Genomic DNA, 18,239 nt, shown 5'->3' on the forward strand with positions numbered 1-18,239 from the left:
CTATCCTTTTTGTGATGCCTTAAGCTTCCCGTTTTTTGACTTTCACACTAAGTTTCGTCATGTAATCCGCTTCATTTTTAGACATCAGAGAATGAAGTAAATACTCCTCAAAGACATCTCCATCCAGTATCATATCCTCTGCTTCGATTCGATCTAATAAACGTGAATAGGCAGTCTCCATCTCTTCATATGTTCCTTGTTGATACATGACTGCATATAGACCAGCTGGCTTTTTGACTGCATCCGGCCCTTCCATTCGGCAAAACAGCCTATCAGATTGATGATAATGACGCTGCAAAAACTGCTCCTTGTTTAAAACAGAACCATTTGCCGCGGCACCTTTAATACCAATCCCTTTCAGAAATTCTCCTACAATTCGAGAAATTTCTTCTATAGGTGTGTTTGAATCAATCGGGTTTGATGTACTGAGGACGATCGGTTCTTCTGGCAGTTCTTGAAACAAGACCTCCCCTGTTTTCACTGATGATAATTCATTCGTTGTCTCGATCACACGAAAAAGAAAAGATTGAATATCCTGTAGTTTTTGGATCTCCTCCCCGACCTTTTCTGCTTGCTCAACCGCCAGGCTTTGCAATTTTTCCTGAGAAGGCTCAGTAAAGTATTGTTTTAATTGCTTGATCGGAAATTGAACAGCACGAAGAGATTGAATGGCCATGAAATGATCAAACTGTTCAAATGTATAATAACGGTACCCATTTTCCTGAACACCTGCCGGCTTAAACAAATCGATCTTATCATAATAGAGCAGTGTATCTTTTTTCACTTCAAATAATGCCGCAAATTCTCCAGTTAAAAATGTTTTTTGAACATCGTTCATCATTTTTAGGGCTCCTTTCTTGACTATGGAGTTACTCCATCCTTTATGATAACATGCAGAAACACCACATATGTGGAGAAAGGATTTACACATGAACAAAATCGCACAAGATCAAGTCACATTATCACTTGCAAATCAAGAAGACTTCCCTTTGATGAAAAAGGAACTGCAAGATGCTTTCACAGCTGGCATCATTGATGCATTTGGCGATGCAGAAGGTGGACCAATTCCTCCTGATGAGTCGATTGATGAATCTTTTTATTCAGCTGAGAACCTTGTCTATCATATTTTACTAAACGGTCAAAAAGCAGGAGGGGTTGTTTTAAAAATCAACCCTCTCACACACCGCAATTTGGTGGACCTATTATACATTTCTTCATCATCTCACAGCCGCGGCATTGGTCAGGCAGCATGGAAAGCCATTGAGGCGCAATATCCAGAAACGAAGGTGTGGGAAGTTGTCACTCCTTATTTTGAAAAGCGCAACATTCATTTTTATGTGAACAAATGCGGGTTTCAGATTGTTGAGTTTTATCACTTGCACCATCCAGATCCGAGCTTGCCTCATGAGAACGATCAAGAAAATGACCCTTTAGCGCCTGAGACATTTGAATTTTTCAAATTTGAGAAAGTCATGAAAAAAGACCGTTCAAGTTCATAAAAAACTCCCCCTCATATGGGGGAGTTTCAGCTTGTAGACAAAACCTCGCATTCGCCAAGAACAAAAGCTGGTTATTTGAAAAGAATGAATACGTGTATGATGCATATTTTGATTGTTACATTTGCCCCAACGGGCATTATCGTACAACGACTAGAGAAGGCTATAAGCAATATGCGTCTGATTCAGAGATATGCAAGTCCTGCTCGTTTTTAGATAACTGTACACAAAGTCAATTGGACGAAACTTCGTGGACTCAAAAAAGTTTCAATATAGGCGATGCTTACTTTCGCTGCCATGAATCTCAAAAAGCTAGCAAACTGGACATGGAAAGGACCATGTCCAGCCTAAGTTAACAGATAAATTTTATTAAAATCAGTGAAAACCCCTCATCTGGGGAGTTTTTATTTTGATATAATGTGAGGCCTTTCATCCGTCGCAAGAATCGCAAACAAATAATGATCTTTCCACTCCCCATTGATTTTTACATTTTGTCTAGATAGACCTTCTTTTTGAAAACCTGCCTTTTCAAGTACTCGTATGGAACCTATATTATGAGGCTGAACACCTGCTTCAATTCTGTGAAGATCCAGCACATGAAATGCCTCATCTAGCATGAGGGCAATTGCTTCAGTTGTGTAGCCTTTTCCATTATGTTTTTGATCAAGTCCGTATCCAAGCCAGGCGCTTTGAAGAACATCTCTGACAACACCAGATAATGTGATTGTGCCAATGAGCTGATGTGACGCGCGGTGGAAAATTCCTTTTGCATATGTTTCGTCTTTTTGGCGGCTTTGCTGAAATGTCTGAATTCGCTTCAATTGTTCGGGGATGGTGTAAAAATCCTCTTGTCTAAATGAAGTAAATGGCTGAAAGAACTCGCGATTTTCATATTCAAGTGTTGCCAGTGCTTCAGCATCGCTTTCTTTGAAATCTCTTAAATAGATCGATGTGTTGATCGTTTCCATGTCGTTCCCCCTTTTTTCTCTCTTCTTTTATCATACACTAAAAAAACACTACCCCAAGTAAGAAAGGTAGTGTTCGTTACATTCATTCTAGCTTCTAATCTGACCATCACCAGACAGAAGAAGCTTTGTTGTTGTCAGTGCAGGAAGTCCCATTGGCCCTCTTGCGTGCAGCTTTTGAGTAGAAATGCCAATTTCAGCGCCATATCCTAGTGCACCGCCATCTGTAAAACGTGTAGATGCGTTATGATAAACAGCGGCCGCATCGACTTCGTTTAGAAAGATTTGTGCGTTTTTTTCATTCTCTGTTACGATGGCTTCTGAATGTTTCGTTCCGTACTGATCAATGTGGTGAATGGCGTCCTCAATTGAGTCAACGACTTTCACCGCAAGATCAAGACTTAAATACTCATCTGTCCAATCTACTTCCTCCGCAGGAACCGCTTCGGAAAAGAAAGATTGAGCGTCTTGATCTCCATGCACAGTGACATGATGCTGAAGGAGTGCTTCATTCAATGCTGCACCATTTTTTTTCAGCCAATCGCGATGAACGATCAGAGTCTCAAGCGCATTACAAACGGCCGGACGATTTGTTTTCGCATTGATGACAATCTGAATGGCTTTTTCTACATTCGCTGTTTGATCAATAAAGATATGGCAGTTCCCTGTCCCTGTTTCAAGAACTGGAATGGTCGATTCTTCTACAACTGTTTTGATTAAAGAAGCTCCGCCTCTCGGAATTAAAACATCAATCCACTCTTTTAGATGAAACATCGCTTGAACCGATGAACGGTCTGTTTGTTCAATAAACTGTACCGCATCACGAGGGATCTTTGTTTGATCCAATGCCTCATGAATGACGCGGACGATGGCTTTGTTGGAAGAAATAGCGGAGGAACCGCCTTTTAAAATCACTGAGTTGCCTGCCTTGAGGGCAAGCCCTGCTGCATCGACAGTGACATTCGGTCTCGCTTCATAGATCATCCCGATCACGCCGAGCGGTACTCTTCGGCTTTTCACATGTAAGCCGTTTTCAAGAGTCCATTCATCCAATATTTCTCCAACAGGATCTGTTAATCTCGTCACAAGCCGCAAACTTTCCGCAAACTCATGAATTCTCTCTTCATTTAACATTAATCGATCCATTAATGCTTCAGAGAAACCCTTTTCTTTTCCTGCCTCTAAATCCTTTTGATTTTCCTGTAAAATAAAATCACTTTGCTGTTCGAGTGTTTCTGCTATTTTCAGCAGCGCCTCATTTTTTTCCTCTGTTTGAAGTAAACCTAGTTTTTTTGATACGTGCTTTGCTTTTTTCGCTTTTTCTTTGACCGATGTGACAACTTCAGCTGTCAGTGTCATGAAATTCCTCCCTTATGTTTAGCAAACTGGTATTGATAAATCTAAATGACAAACAAATGCTTCAAGATCTACGACATGCACCACTTCATCCTGTAGCAAGTCACCGTTCAGTGCGAGTTCGTCGGACGCATAATTGACAATGCCAAGCCCTATTTCTCTTTCATCTTGATCTAAAATACGGACAACATCGCCTTTTTTAAACGAACCCTTTACATCGACTATGCCGTCAGAATCCAGACTTTTCTCACGATGCATGAGAAGCTCCTGTGTTTTCTCTCGAACAACGATTTCGCCTTTTGGGCCAGAATGAAAAGCAATCCACTGTTTTTTATAATTCAGCGGCGCTAAATTTTCGTCAGCTGTAAAATAAGTGCCGTCCTCTGTCCCATTAATGGCTTTGTCTAAAATGTGAGGCGTATCGGCTTTTCCCAAAAAGCCATTGATGCCTGAGGCCATTGAAATTTTAAAGGCGTCGAGTTTTGATTTCATTCCGCCTGTGCCAACGCTGCTTCCCGCATCTCCAGCGGCTGCTTCGATGTCTTCTGTGATTTCTGTGACTTCTAGAATTCTCTTCGCATTCGGATTTGTATGAGGGTTATCTTCATACAAGCCGTCAATATCAGATAAAATAGCGAGGAAATCCGCATCAATCAGTCCAGCTACTTTTGCAGACAATGTATCATTATCTCCAAATTTCAACCGATTGATCGTCACTGTATCATTCTCATTAATAATCGGGATGATCCCTCGATCTAATAACACATTCATTGTATTTCGCACATTTTGATAGCGCGTTTCATCTGAAAAATCGCTTCTTGTAATTAATAGCTGTGAAGCAATATAACCGTGCGATAAAAATAAAGTAGAATATGACTCCATTAAAAGCCCTTGCCCTATTGAGGCAGACGCCTGTTTTTCTGGCAGTGTTTTCGGTCTATCAATAAATCCTAATTTTCGGTAACCAGCTGCAACCGCACCAGATGAGACCAAAATGACTTCGTGTCCTTCATCTTTGAGTTTTACAATTTGATTGACGAGGTTTTCTAGTTTTTTTAAACTAATCTCACCTTGAAAGCTAGTAAGAGAGCTGCTTCCGATTTTCACAACAATTCGTTTTCTCTCTTTATCTGCGTACACCTTATCACTCCTGTATTGAGGCTCTATTTATATCGTTACTTTTTGTTTTTGCTGTTCACTTATTTCTTTTGATCGATTGGCAGCATGTTTGACAGCCTGTTTGATGGCTTCTCCTCCGCCAAAATCATCTAATGCATCTAGTCCTGCAGCAGTTGTTCCATTAGGTGACGTAATTTTTTCTCTGAGGACAGAAGGATTTTCAGCTGTTTCTTGCAGCATCTTCGCTGCACCGAGAAGTGTCTGTGTACCGATTTGACGGGACATTTCTTTTGATAAGCCAGCTTCTTCTCCAGCCTCTTCGATTCTTTCCATTAAGAAATAAAAATAAGCTGGACCACTTCCGGCAATTCCTGTGAAAATATCCATTTGCTCTTCCTGAATGGTATACACTTCTCCCATTTCAGATAAAAGAGCCCGACTCATGCTTACATGTTCATTTTTCACATAACGTCCAGCAGATAAAGCGGTCGCCGACGCCCCAATCGTACTTGACGTATTTGGCATTACTCGCATAACAGGCTGCCCATCATGCAGCATGTCTTCAATATACGATGATTTCACACCTGCAAGTACAGACAGGATGAGCTGATCTTTCTGAATATGAGGTTTTAATGATTCAAGTGCTGTTTCAGCATCCTTTGGCTTCATTGCCAGGATCAACATATCCATTTCTTCAAAAGGAAATGAATCCATTGTGGCTGTTTGGATTCCGTAGCGTTTCGTTAGTTCGTTTAATCGCTGCTTATTTTGCTTGTTTGTTGCGTAAATTTGGCTGAGCGGCATCTGACCTGATCGCACAATACCTGCAATCATTCCTTCCGCCATAGAACCTGCTCCAATGAAAGCAACTTTCTTTTGATCAATGATATTGATCCTCTCCCTTGTTCGCTTTTTGTTCGTGTTTTTCGCACGTTAGTTATCGTAACATGATGAGAAATCGTGTCAAGAAAGAGCCAGCGCTTTTCAAAAGTCCCGAATACACGCTGAACAGCTTGCGGTATGTATGTTAGCCGTGTTTTTTAAAATCATCAATTTAGATCAAAAGAACTATACAGATTTGAACCATAGTACCCTTTCGTTCGACTGAATTCACCATTTTATTTTTGGTTTCGGTGACTTCAATTCTAGTTTTTAGAAAGCGCTATCATTTTGATGACTTTCTATTTTCCTATAGGAAGAATGTGTTTGAATCTTTCGATTAGACTATTGACATATTTTAGAAAACATGTCCGTTGAAATGCGTTTTTCGTGGTGATACCGTGAAAGGGAATCAAGAGAAAAAGGAGCGTTCATAATGAAAGTAAAAGAAAATTACGTCAATGTCATCCCAATGAAAGAAATCCGATCTACAGATGACCTTCTTTTCCCATTCCCTATCTACAATGAATTACGATCGCAGGGTGATATTCGATACGATGAAACGAGAAAGTGCTGGGATCTCTTTCGATATGCTGATATTCAGTCCGTTCTGAAGCAGCCAAAAGTGTTTTCATCACAGCGAGGAAGAAGCACATCTAAAACGAGTATTTTAACAATGGACCCTCCAAAACATACCAAAATGAGAGCACTCGTCAATAAAGCCTTCACGCCAAAAGCGATCAAACAAATAGAAGAAAAGATCAAAGACTTGACCCATGATCTATTACATCAAGTAAAGGATCAACATACCTTCGATATTGTGCAAGATCTGGCCGCTCCCCTACCTGTCATGATCATCGCCGAGCTTCTCGGTGCAGAAGTGAAAGACAGAGAGCTGATCAAAAAACATTCAGATGCTCTAGTTGCAGGAGCCAAAGATGATTCAAAAGAAGCTGTTCAAGCCGTTGTCGACATGCAAAAACAAGCAGAAAAAGAGCTGTCAGAGTACTTTGCTCATTTGATCCAAAAACGAAAAGAAACGCCAGCCGATGATTTAATCTCCCTTCTCATCCAAGCGGAAATTGACGGTGAGCGTTTATCAGAAAATGAACTGCTTGGCTTTTGTATACTCTTACTCGTTGCTGGTAATGAAACAACAACGAATTTAATCACAAATGCCGTACGACTTTTAACAGAGCAGCAGCATATCGCCGAATCAGTGCGGCAAGACCTGTCTCTCATTCCTCAATTGACAGAAGAAACGCTACGCTATTATCCGCCTGTTCAAGCGATTGGGCGAGTTGCAGCAGAGGATGTTCAGATTGCCGGTTCTCACATTGAAAAAGGAGACTATCTTATCAGCTGGGTGGCATCTGCGAATCGTGATGAACGGAAGTTTGACGATCCAGATACGTTTCGTCTTGACAGAAAATCAAATCCACATTTGAGCTTTGGCTTCGGCATCCATTTTTGTCTTGGTGCCCCTCTCGCCCGGCTTGAGGCTCATCTAGCACTTGAGGTTTTACTCCGTACGTTTCGAGAAATCACCTGTGCGGCAGATCAGCTGAAACCGATTCAAAGCACGTTTGTGTTTGGGGTCAAAGAATTCCCTGTGCAGGTCACCCGTTTTTAAAAGTCCCTTTCACTAGGGGCTTTTTTTCATATGCTTATCCTTACCTTCCTCGTCTGAACATGCTAAAATAAAATCCATATGTACAGTGATCACGGAATTCGGAAAGGAAGCTAAACGTATGACCGATTACACAGCAATGAAAGACGGAATATTCAAATCAGTTTGTTCGTTAGATTGCCCTGATCAGTGCGGTCTTTTAATACATAAAGAGAACGGAAAGATCGTTAAAGTTCAAGGAGATCCAGATCATCCAGTCACTCAAGGAAACATTTGCAATAAAGTGCGGAATGTCACAGCTCGTTTATATGATGAAAAACGTCTGACAACACCATTAAAACGTGTAGGTCAAAAAGGTGACCGGCAGTTTGCTCCAATTACGTGGGAAGAAGCGATTGAAACCATTCGTAAAAAATGGACAAAGCTGATCGAAGAAAAAGGACCAGAAAGCATTTTGCCTTACAGCTTCTATGGGAATATGGGGAATCTCAATGCAGAAGGAATGGACCGCCGCTTTTTCTATCGACTTGGCTCAAGTCAGCTAGACCGAACCATTTGTCAATCAGCCGGAACAACTGGCTATAAATATACAATGGGCGCAAGCATCGGGACAGACCCAGAAGAGACCATTCATACGAAACTATTTATCTTTTGGGGCATCAATGCGGTTTCAACCAATATGCATCAAATCACGTTGGCACAAAAAGCTCGAAAGCAAGGGGCTAAAATTGTCGTCATTGATGTGCACAAAAACCAAACGGGCCGGATGGCAGATTGGTTCATTCCGCTTCGCCCTGGCACTGACAGTGCGCTAGCTCTTGGGATCATGCATGTCCTTTTTAAAGAAGACCTCACAGATACGTCATTTTTAGAGACTTACACGGTCGGTCACAACGAACTTCGCGAGCATGTGAAGCAGTACGATCCAGAAACGGTTGAACAAATCACGGGTGTCCCGAAAGAAGACATCATCACACTTGCGAGAATGTACGCAGAGACATCGCCGTCTCTCATTCGTATTGGCAATGGGCTACAGCATCACGATAATGGCGGTATGAGTATTCGAACCATCTCCTGCCTCCCTGCCCTCACCGGTCAATGGCTGCACAAAGGCGGCGGTGCGATGAAATCGAACTCTTCTTTTCTTAGTTATAATGAAATCGCTCTTCAGCGGCCGGAATTATTAAAGGAACGCGAACCTAGAACATTTAATATGAATCAGCTGGGCAGCGTGCTAACGAACGCAGAACCTTCTATTGATTCTCTTTTTGTCTACTCTTGCAACCCGGCTGTTGTGACACCTGAAGCAAATAAAGTAAGAGACGGTTTGATGCGGGAAGACTTATTTACGGTTGTCCATGACTTGTTCATGACAGAGACGGCCACTTATGCGGATATTGTTCTGCCAGCGACCTCTGCCTTTGAAAATGAGGATTTTTATACTTCATACTGGCATCATTACATTCAAATTCAAGAACCTGTTATAGAACGTTATGGAGAAAGCAAATCAAACACAGAAGTGTTTCGTCTTTTGGCTCATGCGATGGGCTTTGAAGATGAAGCCTTTAAAGACACAGATGCGGAACTAATGGAACAAGCTCTTCATCATCCTGAAAATCCGCACTATGAAAACATTTCATATCAAGCGTTAAAAGAGAAAAAGTGGATCAAAGCAAAACGAGGGCCTTTCGAAGATTTAAAGCTCCCTACCCCAAGCGGGAAAATTGAGCTTTACTCTGAACAAATGAAAAAAGATGGATATCCAGCCCTTCCAACCTATGTACCTTTATTTAAGGAAAGTGATTATCCACTGACGTTTATACCGGGACCAAACCATAATTTTCTTAATTCCACCTTCTCTCTTCATGAGAAGCATCAAAAGCTTGAGAAATGTCCGAAGCTTCATATGAATGAACAAGATGCAAAAGAAAGACAGATTGAAGATGGGGACATGGTTCGTGTGCTGAATGATCGAGGAGAATGCGAGCTCATCGTGTCAGTCGGACAAAATGTGTTATCTGGCGTTGTTGTCAGCCAGGGATTATGGGCAGATCAAAAAGGCAAAAAACATTTGGTGAATGGCCTCACACCTGATCGTTTGGCAGATATGGGCGGTGGTGCGACGTTCTTTTCCGGCAGAGTCGAAGTTGAAAAATTATGATAGAAAGAGCCAGGCGTTTTGCTCCCGGCTCTTTTCTTTGACTTTTTTAGTTGCCAATAAACAGCTGATTGGTCATCACATTTGCACTTCCGCTGCTTTGGTAGCCTTCTACAGTAAATGCCGTTTCATACATTTTCCCCATTGGCATCCCTAAGCTTTCCCATTTTTTAAAATGCGCACTGACGGAGACCGTTCCGCTTGTACGTTTCGTTTGACGTACACTCCAATATTGCTTGAAGGTTGCGATCCCGATAATGGAAGGCTGATTGACACGGGTTGTTTCATAAATGTCATATGTGCCCCCGTCTGCATAAAATGTTCCTTTATGTGTGCCTGTTGGACGGTATGTGCCCCATGAATCAACAATGTAGTATTCTGCTAATGGAGATTGTGTCCAGCCATAGACACATAAATAGGAATTCCCGACTGGGTTAAAACTTGCGTTGTAATTGATGGAGATGTTGCCAAGTTGATGGTGAGTTCTAGTGGAATCAAACTTTTTTCCTTTTCGAAATAAAGCATTTCCGATATTGTTCCAGCCTGCACTAAATGCCCCGCCGTTATTGAGTGTCATCGAGGTGTTTCCATAATCCTTCCATAATTCATAATCGTACCCGCTATGGTTACCCATTTCATTATTCGTAATGGTTCTCGCATGGGCCGGTACAGCCGTCAGTATAAGCGTCAGTCCAATACACATCACAAACAACAGTCTTAATTTTCTCAAATTCATCTTCCATTCCTCTCCTTTTTCATCCTTTTGATTCTGTCATCTCTAAGATGAAACGAATTCATCACCTCCTTTCATGCCCCCACTCACTACTAGATTATCGATACTGTGCTAGCCCCGCATGAATGTCTCTTGTGTTTGTATAAATGCTTTGATACAAACGAAAGAGATGATCATATACATCGACATGCTGTTGATTTGGTGTAAATACGGCTGCTTGTTGGATAAACTGATCCGCGCACGCCTCAAGTGACTGGTACCAGCCGCATCCAACTGCTGCAAGCATCGCTGCACCTAACGCAGGCCCTTGCTCATTTTCAAGCTGAATCACCTTAGCTTGAAAAATGTCTGCCTGCATTTGAAGCCATGTATGACTTCTCGCACCTCCACCAATGGACACAATAGCATCGATTCTTTTTCCGGCCTGCCTGAATAAAGCGATCGATTCATTTAATGAAAAAGTGATTCCTTCGAGCACAGCTCTAACCATATGCGCTTTTTCATGCCGGCTGTCTAATCCAATGAAGCTTCCACGAATGACTGAATCTGCATGAGGCGTTCTTTCCCCAACTAAATATGGCGTAAACAGCAATCCATTTGCGCCAGGCGCTATATCCTTTGCTCCGGCTAAAAGGGCTTTAAACGAATCATTTGGAGCAAGTAAAGATTTAATCCAATCGAGGCTATAACCTGCTGATAAAGTGACTCCCATTGTATAAAAAGCGTCTTTTTTTGCATGATGGAATAAATGCAAGTTTCCATTCAGCTCTCTGTTATGATTTTCTTCATAGGAAAGAATGACACCTGATGTGCCAATGCTGCATAGTGTGTGACCTGATGATAAAATGCCGGCACCAATGGCACCGCAAGCATTATCCGCGCCACCCGCAAAAACCTTCGCCTCTTCTGTCATCCCGGTTTCCTTTGCGATCTGCGGCAAAAGTGTTCCAACCTCCGCCTCCGATGAAACGAGCGGCGGGCAAATACGAATCGGAATATCAAAGGTTTGACAAATCTCCTCACTCCATGTTTGTTCTCCAATATCCAACAGTAACGTACCAGCCGCATCAGAATAGTCCATATGAATAGCGCCGGTTAATCGATATCTGACATAATCTTTTGGAAGTAAAAACAAATGGATTCGTTGATCAATTTCTGGTTCATGTTCCTTTACCCATAACAACTTTGGCAGTGTAAACCCTTCTAACGCCTGGTTTTTTGTGATCGCTTGCAGCCTGCCTCCTAGCTTTTCTGTCATGCGCCCGCATTGCGATGTTGTTCTTGTGTCATTCCACAAGATGGCAGGCCTGAGCACCTGAAGGGATTCATCCAATAAAACAAGTCCGTGCATTTGTCCAGAAAAACTGATGCCTTCTACCTGCATTGACTGAACAGGCCTTCTCTCCATAAGTTCTGTCATCGCGGCCATCGTCTGCTCTACCCAGTCTTCAGGATTTTGCTCACAATAACCTGGTTTGCTTTGAATGAGGCGGTAAGATTTAGTCGTCTCGCAGCATACCTTCCCGCTCTCATCTACTAATATCACTTTGACTCCGCTCGTTCCAAGATCAATTCCCATCACATACTTCATGTGTTCACTCCTTCAAAACATCAGCCCGCTCCATTAATCTTCTAACAAATATTGATTCAATCTGGCTTTCAGCTGTTCCTCTCTGCCAGATTCGTTTCTGATGAGCGGATGTTTCAGTGCATATTCTTCTAATGTATGAAAGTTTGCCGTTCCTTCTGAAATCTCCCGCCCAATTCCTTCAGAAAAACTACGGTACCGGTGCTTGATCACATCTTCAAACACACGGTCTTCTATGAGTCTATGAGCCACCCGCAGCCCTTTTGCGAATGCATCCATCCCCGCAATATGGGCATACAGAAGATCTTCCAGTTCAAAGGAGGCTCTTCTGACTTTTGCATCAAAATTGAGACCGCCTGTTCCAAGTCCGCCATTTTGCAAAATTTCATACATGGCGAGTGTTGTGGCATATAAATCCGTTGGGAATTCATCTGTGTCCCAGCCTAGAAGGGAGTTTCCTTGGTTGGCATCAACGGAACCGAGCAGTCCATGAATTCTTGCTACACGCAGCTCATGCTCAAACGTATGACCCGCTAATGTCGCATGATTGGCCTCGATATTTAATTTAAAGTGTGTATCCAATCCATATTGTTTTAAAAAGGCGATTGATGTCGCTGCATCCGTATCATATTGATGAGTTGTCGGTTCCTTCGGCTTTGGTTCAATTAAAAATTGACCTGTAAATCCAATTTCTTTTGCATAATCCACCGCCATATGCAAAAAGGTCGCCAAATGGTCAAGCTCTCTTTTCATATCTGTATTCAGTAGTGTGTCGTAACCTTCTCGTCCTCCCCAGAAAACATAATTTTCTGCGCCGAGTTCCTTTGCTGTTTCGATGCCCTTTTTCACTTGTGCGGCTGCATAGGCAAATACATCTGCATGACAGGATGTCGCTGCACCGTGAACAAATCTTGGATGCTTAAACATATTAGCCGTGTTCCATAGAAGCCGAACCCCGCTTTGCTGCATGTAATCTTTCATTCTTTCTATGATGATGTCTAACTGCTGATTGGTCTCTTGGAGCGTGTCGCCCTCTGGTGCAATATCACGGTCATGGAATGAAAAATACGGAACATCCAATAGATCAAAGAGCTGAAAAGCCACTTCCAATCTAGCTTTCGCCAAATCCATTCCACTATAAGAATCCCAAGCTCTTTTCATCGTGCCAGTTCCAAACATGTCTGTTCCATCAGCAGTCAGTGTATGCCAATAAGCGACGGAAAATCGCAGGTGTTCTTTCATTGTCTTTCCGCCAATCATTTCGCTCGGATTATAATATTTAAATGCGAATGGGTTCTTTGAATGTTTTCCTTCATATTGAATGTTGCCAATCCCCTGTAAACTACTTAACGAAGTCATATTTGATTTGACCATAAGTGATTCCCCCTATATATTCACTTAGTAAGTTGATTCAACAAACGAACGAACGAGTTTACCAACTAATCTCTTTGAATTTTCCATATTTTTTAGTTTTTTAGAAATATTTTCGTTATAATAAAATGAAAAGCATGTTTTATAGAGAATGAACACGATAAAAAGTGGCTTTTCTTCACTTAATCTAAAGACGAAACAAATGGAGTGGATACAATGGATATTGCGGATCAGAACTTTGTGAAAAAAATAAATCAAAAGCTATTGCTAAACGAAATTCTGCACCATGCACCAATTTCCAGAGCAAAATTATCTGAACGCACTGGGTTAAATAAATCGACCGTTTCTTCTCAAGTGAGTACATTAATGAAAGAACATCTTGTTTATGAAATCGGTCAAGGCGAATCTAGCGGCGGAAGAAGACCCGTGCTCCTCATGTTTAATAAACGTGCAGGTTACTCTATCGGCATTGATGTCGGTGTTGATTATGTCAACGGCATTTTAACAGACCTTGAAGGGTCGATTATTCATGATGAGCAGCTTAAGCTCCCATCCAGCACACCTGATGTGACCGTCCGAATATTAATTGAATTGATTCAGCAGTTACGTTCACACATTCCTTCTTCTCCATACGGGCTGATTGGTATAGGGATTTGTATACCAGGTCTGGTCGATGCAGATGAACAAATTGTGTTTACGCCTCATTCAAAATGGAAAAATGTCGATCTGAAAACAAGTCTCCAAGACATATTCCAAGTACCGGTTTTTATCGAGAATGAAGCAAATGCCGGTGCGTACGGTGAAAAAATCTTCGGTGCTGCTAAACATTATGACCATCTGATCTATGCAAGTATCGGCACTGGTATTGGAATAGGCATCATTATCAATCATCATTTATATAGAGGCACAAACGGTTTTTCTGGTGAAATGGGACATATGACGATCGACTTTAATGGACCGACATGTAGCTGCGGAAATCGTGGTTGCTGGGAACTGTATGCATCTGAGAAGGCACTGTTCCAATCGCTCCAAACAGATGGTCAGCCATTCACCTATCAAGATATTGAGCGGCTGGCGAAGTTAAATGATATGAAGACACTCAATGCCTTGCGTAACTTTGGCTTTTACATTGGGGTAGGTCTCACAAACGTTCTGCATACCTTCAACCCACAAGCCGTTATTTTACGAAACAAGGTCATTGAATCTGAGCAGGCCGTTCTGAGTGTCATTCAAGATGAAGTATCCTCTAGAATGGATGCACAATTCAGCTCACGGGTGGAGCTGCTTCCTTCGTCATTAGGACAAAACGCACCAGCCTTAGGGATGACATCTCTTGTCACTGAAGCTTTTTTGCGTGATGTCACGCCTTCACCATAATGGAATACATGTTAAAGAGAGACAGCCTTTAGAGTGTTGTCTTTTTTTATTCAGTTGTTTCTTCGTATCGAAAATACTTAAAATCGGCAGGCAGACGTTCGCCGCTTGTGTCTTGGCACTGCATTCCGACAAAAGCCCCTGTAAAGAACCCCCCTCCTCGAATAAAATCATCTGATAAATGAGTCGATTCAAGCGGTATATCTATTTTTTTCCACTCTTGTTGATCAAAAGAATAAGAATACGTGTACGTCTCTCTCTGAACGGTCACTTTTAAATACACATACGGAATCTCGTCTGGGATGATGATTTTTTTAATTAGCGGCTGAGAAAAGGCCAGATTTTCACACACAGATAACTCAAGGATACGGCCAAGCGCCTCGTCATAAGTCACCTGAAGTGCAGTCCAATTTTCCGTATTATAATAATTCACAAGACCTGCCGCTTGCTGAAAGTTTTTCGGAAAGAAGGAAACCGCTGTCTCTGCTTCAAAATAAAAGCTTTGCCAGCGCCTCGCAACAAACGCTTGGGTAAATTTAGACGTTAAAGATTCCTGCCCATACAGCCTTAAATGATGAGGATTTTCCGTCACTGAACCAATCTGATCCGTAAATGGGATTCTTAATGTTTGAAAATGTCTATTTAACGATGAATCTTTAAATTCATCGACTATGTGATAGGTTGGAGAGAACTCTTTTACGCTCATCGCAGGCGCTTCAACCTCTAGGAGCCCCTCTTTTCCGCCTACCACATACGGCCAGCCATCTTTCCATTCAAGCTTTTGTATGGCTGTCTCTCTTCCTAAAGGGCACCAGCCTCTTTGCTGAAAAATGGATTCCTTCCTTGAATGAATTGGGCGGCCAGTCAGATGAGCCATATACCATTCATTTGTATGCGTTTGTACAATGGAAGCATGCCCGCATTTTTGTAGTGGATGGCTAGGCGCATGAAAAGCCGTTAAAATTGGGTTGTCAGGATGAACCTCGTACGGCCCATCAATACGCGAGGAACGGGCGATTGTGGCTGCATGTTCGTAACGTGTTCCCCCTTCAGCTGTTAATAAATAATAGACATCATTGATGTAATAAAGATGTGGGGCTTCTGTCAGTTTGATTGGCGTGCCTTTAAAAATGACCTTCCGCTCACCGACCAGTTTTTTTTCAGATACACTATATTCCTGCAAGGCTATACCTGCAAAGGAGTGATGTTTTTCTCGATGGTCCCACAGCATATTCAACACGTATTTCTTTCCGCTTGGATCATGGAACAAGGAAGGATCAAACCCAGAACTATTGAGCCGAACCGGATCGCTCCACTCGCCATCTACTTCGTCAGCTGTGACCAAATAATTATGACCATCCTTAAACGGACCATCTACTACTTTAATATCTGAATAGATGAGCCAAAACTGACCATCCGCATAACTTAAACACGGCGCCCAAACCCCGCCGGAATCAGGATTTCCTTTCATATCGAGTTGAGAAGTTTTTTGCAAGGGACGCGCGGCGAGCCGCCAGTGGACGAGATCCTTCGAGTGATAAATTTGCACCCCCGGGAACCATTCAAATGTAGAAACCGCCATGTAATAGTCCTCTCCCGCACGGCAAATACTTGGGTCAGGGTTAAACCCTTTGAGCACTGGATTAGTAATCTTCAATTGAACTTCCTCCTCTTTCAGAGAACTACATTTTAAAGTCGTCCATATGATCGATATACACCTTGTCTCTATTCTCAAGCTCTCGTACGACTTTTTTATGTTTTTCTTCATCTAGGTTATAAAAATTAATATCAACCATCGCTAAAATTAGTAAGCATACAGGAATCACCGTTGTCGTGATTAAAATGCCCAGTAAAGCTTCTGGTGTTTGCACTTGGTTTGCAATATAACCAAATCGGTCAAGGACAAGCCCTGGAACGATGCCGCCTAAGGCCATCCCAAATTTAAAGAAGAAGCCAATCACTGCGTAGATCAGTCCACCCATTCTTTTCCCTGTTTTATATTCACCATATTCAACGGTTTCAGGAATGAGTGCCCACATGTAAGCACCTGCTGTAATACTCCCTGCAGCCGCAACGAGCCTGAAAACAAGTATTAAAGTGATTTGACTCGGCGGGATCACAAGTAATGCAAGAAGGCCTACAATATTCAGCAATAATGAATAATTCAGCAGCTTTTTCTTTCCTAACAACTTGTGCAGCTTAGGAATAAACGGCAACACCATTAAAGCTGGCAGACTGCCAATCAGGCCGTACCACTTCACTAAATCTTCTCTGCCGAGGTTATATGTCACATAATAGATCCCGACTGAGTTGCTGATCGAGTTCACACCAAAGATAATGATAAAGAAAATGCTTAACACAACAAGCGGACGATTCACTCGTAACTGGACAAAGAGATCACTGAACTTGATCTTTTCCTCTGGCTTTTGAAGCGTGACGCGCTCATTCGTACTTTTAAAACAGAAAATCAGTAATCCGCCCCCAAGTACACCGAGAAATGCCATCGTGATCTGCCAGCCAAGTGCTGTATTTCCTGTTGTATCACTCAAAAACGTCGCAAGAAACGGAACAAAAAAAGCAACAACTAACCCACCGAGATTTGCAAAAAGCATACGAACAGACGTAATACTGACGACCTCTTGGTTATTTCTTGTCATTGCGGAAGTTAAAGCACCATAAGGAACATTGATGAACGTGTATGTAAGCGATAAACCAACATACGTGATGTACGCATAAATGAGTTTTCCCATTTCGGAAAAATCCGGTGTCGTAAAACAAAGAATGGCAAGAACGGCAAAAGGTAACGCACCAAATAACAAATAAGGTCTAAACCGGCCAAAACGGCTGTTCGTTCGGTCAACCATCGCCCCAATAAACGGATCTGCAAGCGCATCGATGGCCCGAACCACCAAAAACATTGTCCCTGCTGCTGCTGCTGATAATCCATAGACATCCGTATAAAAAAATAATAGATACGTAGAGACAGTTGCATAAATTAAATTACATGCGAAATCTCCTGAAGCATACCCCACTTTTTCAGACATACGAATCTTCTTTAAATTCTCACTCACCATGAGTTTTCTCCCTTCTTCACTTAGCCTCTTCTAACGGACAGATGGTGCAGGGCAGCAGCAATCAATAGGTCGAAAATAAAGCGCTTTCAATTCGTTGTAAAAATGAAGCTGAACATCTCTTTCTTTCAGCTTAGCCCACATAGCAGCAAATCATTCGCTTTACACAATAGATCAATAGATGATCGACATCTTAGTTTATCGATTAAACAAACTAAGATGAATTCATTTTATAAAATATGATCTGACTTTTCAATATTTTTTGAAAAAATAATCCAAATAATTGATTTCTTGTCATTTTTTCTATGATATGAGGATATGAACCTTCTTTTTTTCTTCCAAAAACAAAGAGAACTCAAATAATGGTTGCATTCATACCAATCCCATGCTATATTAATCAAGCGATGAGCTGAATTGTGTAAGTCGGGTAACACGTCTCTTTGAGACACACACGAATGTGGCGTGTGGTTATTCCGCCTCAATACGCAAAAGACATCTT

The 18,239-nt window shown here is 41.9% G+C and carries 14 protein-coding genes and 1 pseudogene; 5 read left to right on the forward strand and 10 right to left on the reverse strand.

Annotated features, from left to right (window positions below; all coding sequences use genetic code 11):
- Positions 1 to 19: 19 nt before the first annotated feature.
- Positions 20 to 841: a MerR family transcriptional regulator gene (locus NSQ17_RS09635; protein WP_058336762.1), complete on the reverse strand. Its 822-nt coding sequence runs from the start codon at positions 839 to 841 to the stop codon at positions 20 to 22.
- A gap of 88 nt (positions 842 to 929) precedes the next feature.
- Between NSQ17_RS09635 and NSQ17_RS09640 the strand changes: the two genes are divergently transcribed.
- Positions 930 to 1,499, forward strand: a complete 570-nt coding sequence (locus NSQ17_RS09640) for a GNAT family N-acetyltransferase (RefSeq protein ID WP_217967072.1) — start codon at positions 930 to 932, stop codon at positions 1,497 to 1,499.
- Positions 1,500 to 1,847: pseudogene (locus NSQ17_RS09645) on the forward strand (hypothetical protein); the annotation flags it as partial.
- 53 nt (positions 1,848 to 1,900) lie between these two features.
- On the opposite strand, the gene NSQ17_RS09650 reads toward NSQ17_RS09645, so the two are convergent.
- The 4 genes from NSQ17_RS09650 to proC form a co-directional block, all read right to left on the reverse strand.
- Positions 1,901 to 2,464, reverse strand: a complete 564-nt coding sequence (locus NSQ17_RS09650; protein ID WP_178896681.1) for a GNAT family protein — start codon at positions 2,462 to 2,464, stop codon at positions 1,901 to 1,903.
- A gap of 87 nt (positions 2,465 to 2,551) precedes the next feature.
- On the reverse strand, positions 2,552 to 3,820 hold the full coding sequence (locus NSQ17_RS09655; protein WP_342467382.1) for a glutamate-5-semialdehyde dehydrogenase: 1,269 nt from the start codon (positions 3,818 to 3,820) through the stop codon (positions 2,552 to 2,554).
- A gap of 18 nt (positions 3,821 to 3,838) precedes the next feature.
- Positions 3,839 to 4,957, reverse strand: a complete 1,119-nt coding sequence (proB, locus tag NSQ17_RS09660; protein ID WP_058336759.1) for a glutamate 5-kinase — start codon at positions 4,955 to 4,957, stop codon at positions 3,839 to 3,841.
- A 27-nt stretch (positions 4,958 to 4,984) separates the two neighbouring features.
- Entirely contained in the window at positions 4,985 to 5,830 is an 846-nt protein-coding gene (gene proC, locus NSQ17_RS09665; RefSeq protein WP_072368378.1) for a pyrroline-5-carboxylate reductase, read from the reverse strand.
- A gap of 421 nt (positions 5,831 to 6,251) precedes the next feature.
- On the opposite strand from proC, the gene NSQ17_RS09670 reads away from it, so the two are divergent.
- On the forward strand, positions 6,252 to 7,448 hold the full coding sequence (locus NSQ17_RS09670; protein WP_096881522.1) for a cytochrome P450: 1,197 nt from the start codon (positions 6,252 to 6,254) through the stop codon (positions 7,446 to 7,448).
- A 118-nt stretch (positions 7,449 to 7,566) separates the two neighbouring features.
- A complete protein-coding gene (locus NSQ17_RS09675) occupies positions 7,567 to 9,606 on the forward strand; it encodes a molybdopterin oxidoreductase family protein (protein WP_342467383.1) in 2,040 nt (679 codons plus the stop codon).
- 46 nt (positions 9,607 to 9,652) lie between these two features.
- On the opposite strand, the gene NSQ17_RS09680 is transcribed toward NSQ17_RS09675, so the two are convergent.
- The 3 genes from NSQ17_RS09680 to xylA all read right to left on the reverse strand — a co-directional run bounded on the left by NSQ17_RS09680 (position 9,653) and on the right by xylA (position 13,298).
- A complete protein-coding gene (locus tag NSQ17_RS09680) occupies positions 9,653 to 10,339 on the reverse strand; it encodes a glycoside hydrolase family 11 protein (RefSeq protein ID WP_008346560.1) in 687 nt (228 codons plus the stop codon).
- A gap of 94 nt (positions 10,340 to 10,433) precedes the next feature.
- Entirely contained in the window at positions 10,434 to 11,927 is a 1,494-nt protein-coding gene (gene xylB / locus NSQ17_RS09685) for a xylulokinase (protein WP_342467384.1), read from the reverse strand.
- 33 nt (positions 11,928 to 11,960) lie between these two features.
- Complete coding sequence (gene xylA / locus NSQ17_RS09690; protein ID WP_268360963.1) at positions 11,961 to 13,298, reverse strand: xylose isomerase; 1,338 nt, start codon at positions 13,296 to 13,298, stop codon at positions 11,961 to 11,963.
- 213 nt (positions 13,299 to 13,511) lie between these two features.
- Here xylA and NSQ17_RS09695 point away from each other — a divergent pair, with 213 nt between their 5' ends.
- Positions 13,512 to 14,672: an ROK family transcriptional regulator gene (locus NSQ17_RS09695; protein WP_342467385.1), complete on the forward strand. Its 1,161-nt coding sequence runs from the start codon at positions 13,512 to 13,514 to the stop codon at positions 14,670 to 14,672.
- A 46-nt stretch (positions 14,673 to 14,718) separates the two neighbouring features.
- Here the strand turns inward: NSQ17_RS09695 and NSQ17_RS09700 are convergent, their stop codons facing one another.
- Positions 14,719 to 16,326, reverse strand: a complete 1,608-nt coding sequence (locus NSQ17_RS09700; RefSeq protein ID WP_159145746.1) for a glycoside hydrolase family 43 protein — start codon at positions 16,324 to 16,326, stop codon at positions 14,719 to 14,721.
- 25 nt (positions 16,327 to 16,351) lie between these two features.
- Complete coding sequence (locus tag NSQ17_RS09705; RefSeq protein WP_024718316.1) at positions 16,352 to 17,743, reverse strand: MFS transporter; 1,392 nt, start codon at positions 17,741 to 17,743, stop codon at positions 16,352 to 16,354.
- Positions 17,744 to 18,239: the final 496 nt, after the last annotated feature.

It is taken from the genome of Bacillus sp. FSL W8-0629 (genome assembly GCF_038593225.1).
Classification (GTDB): Bacteria; Bacillota; Bacilli; order Bacillales; family Bacillaceae; genus Bacillus; species Bacillus altitudinis.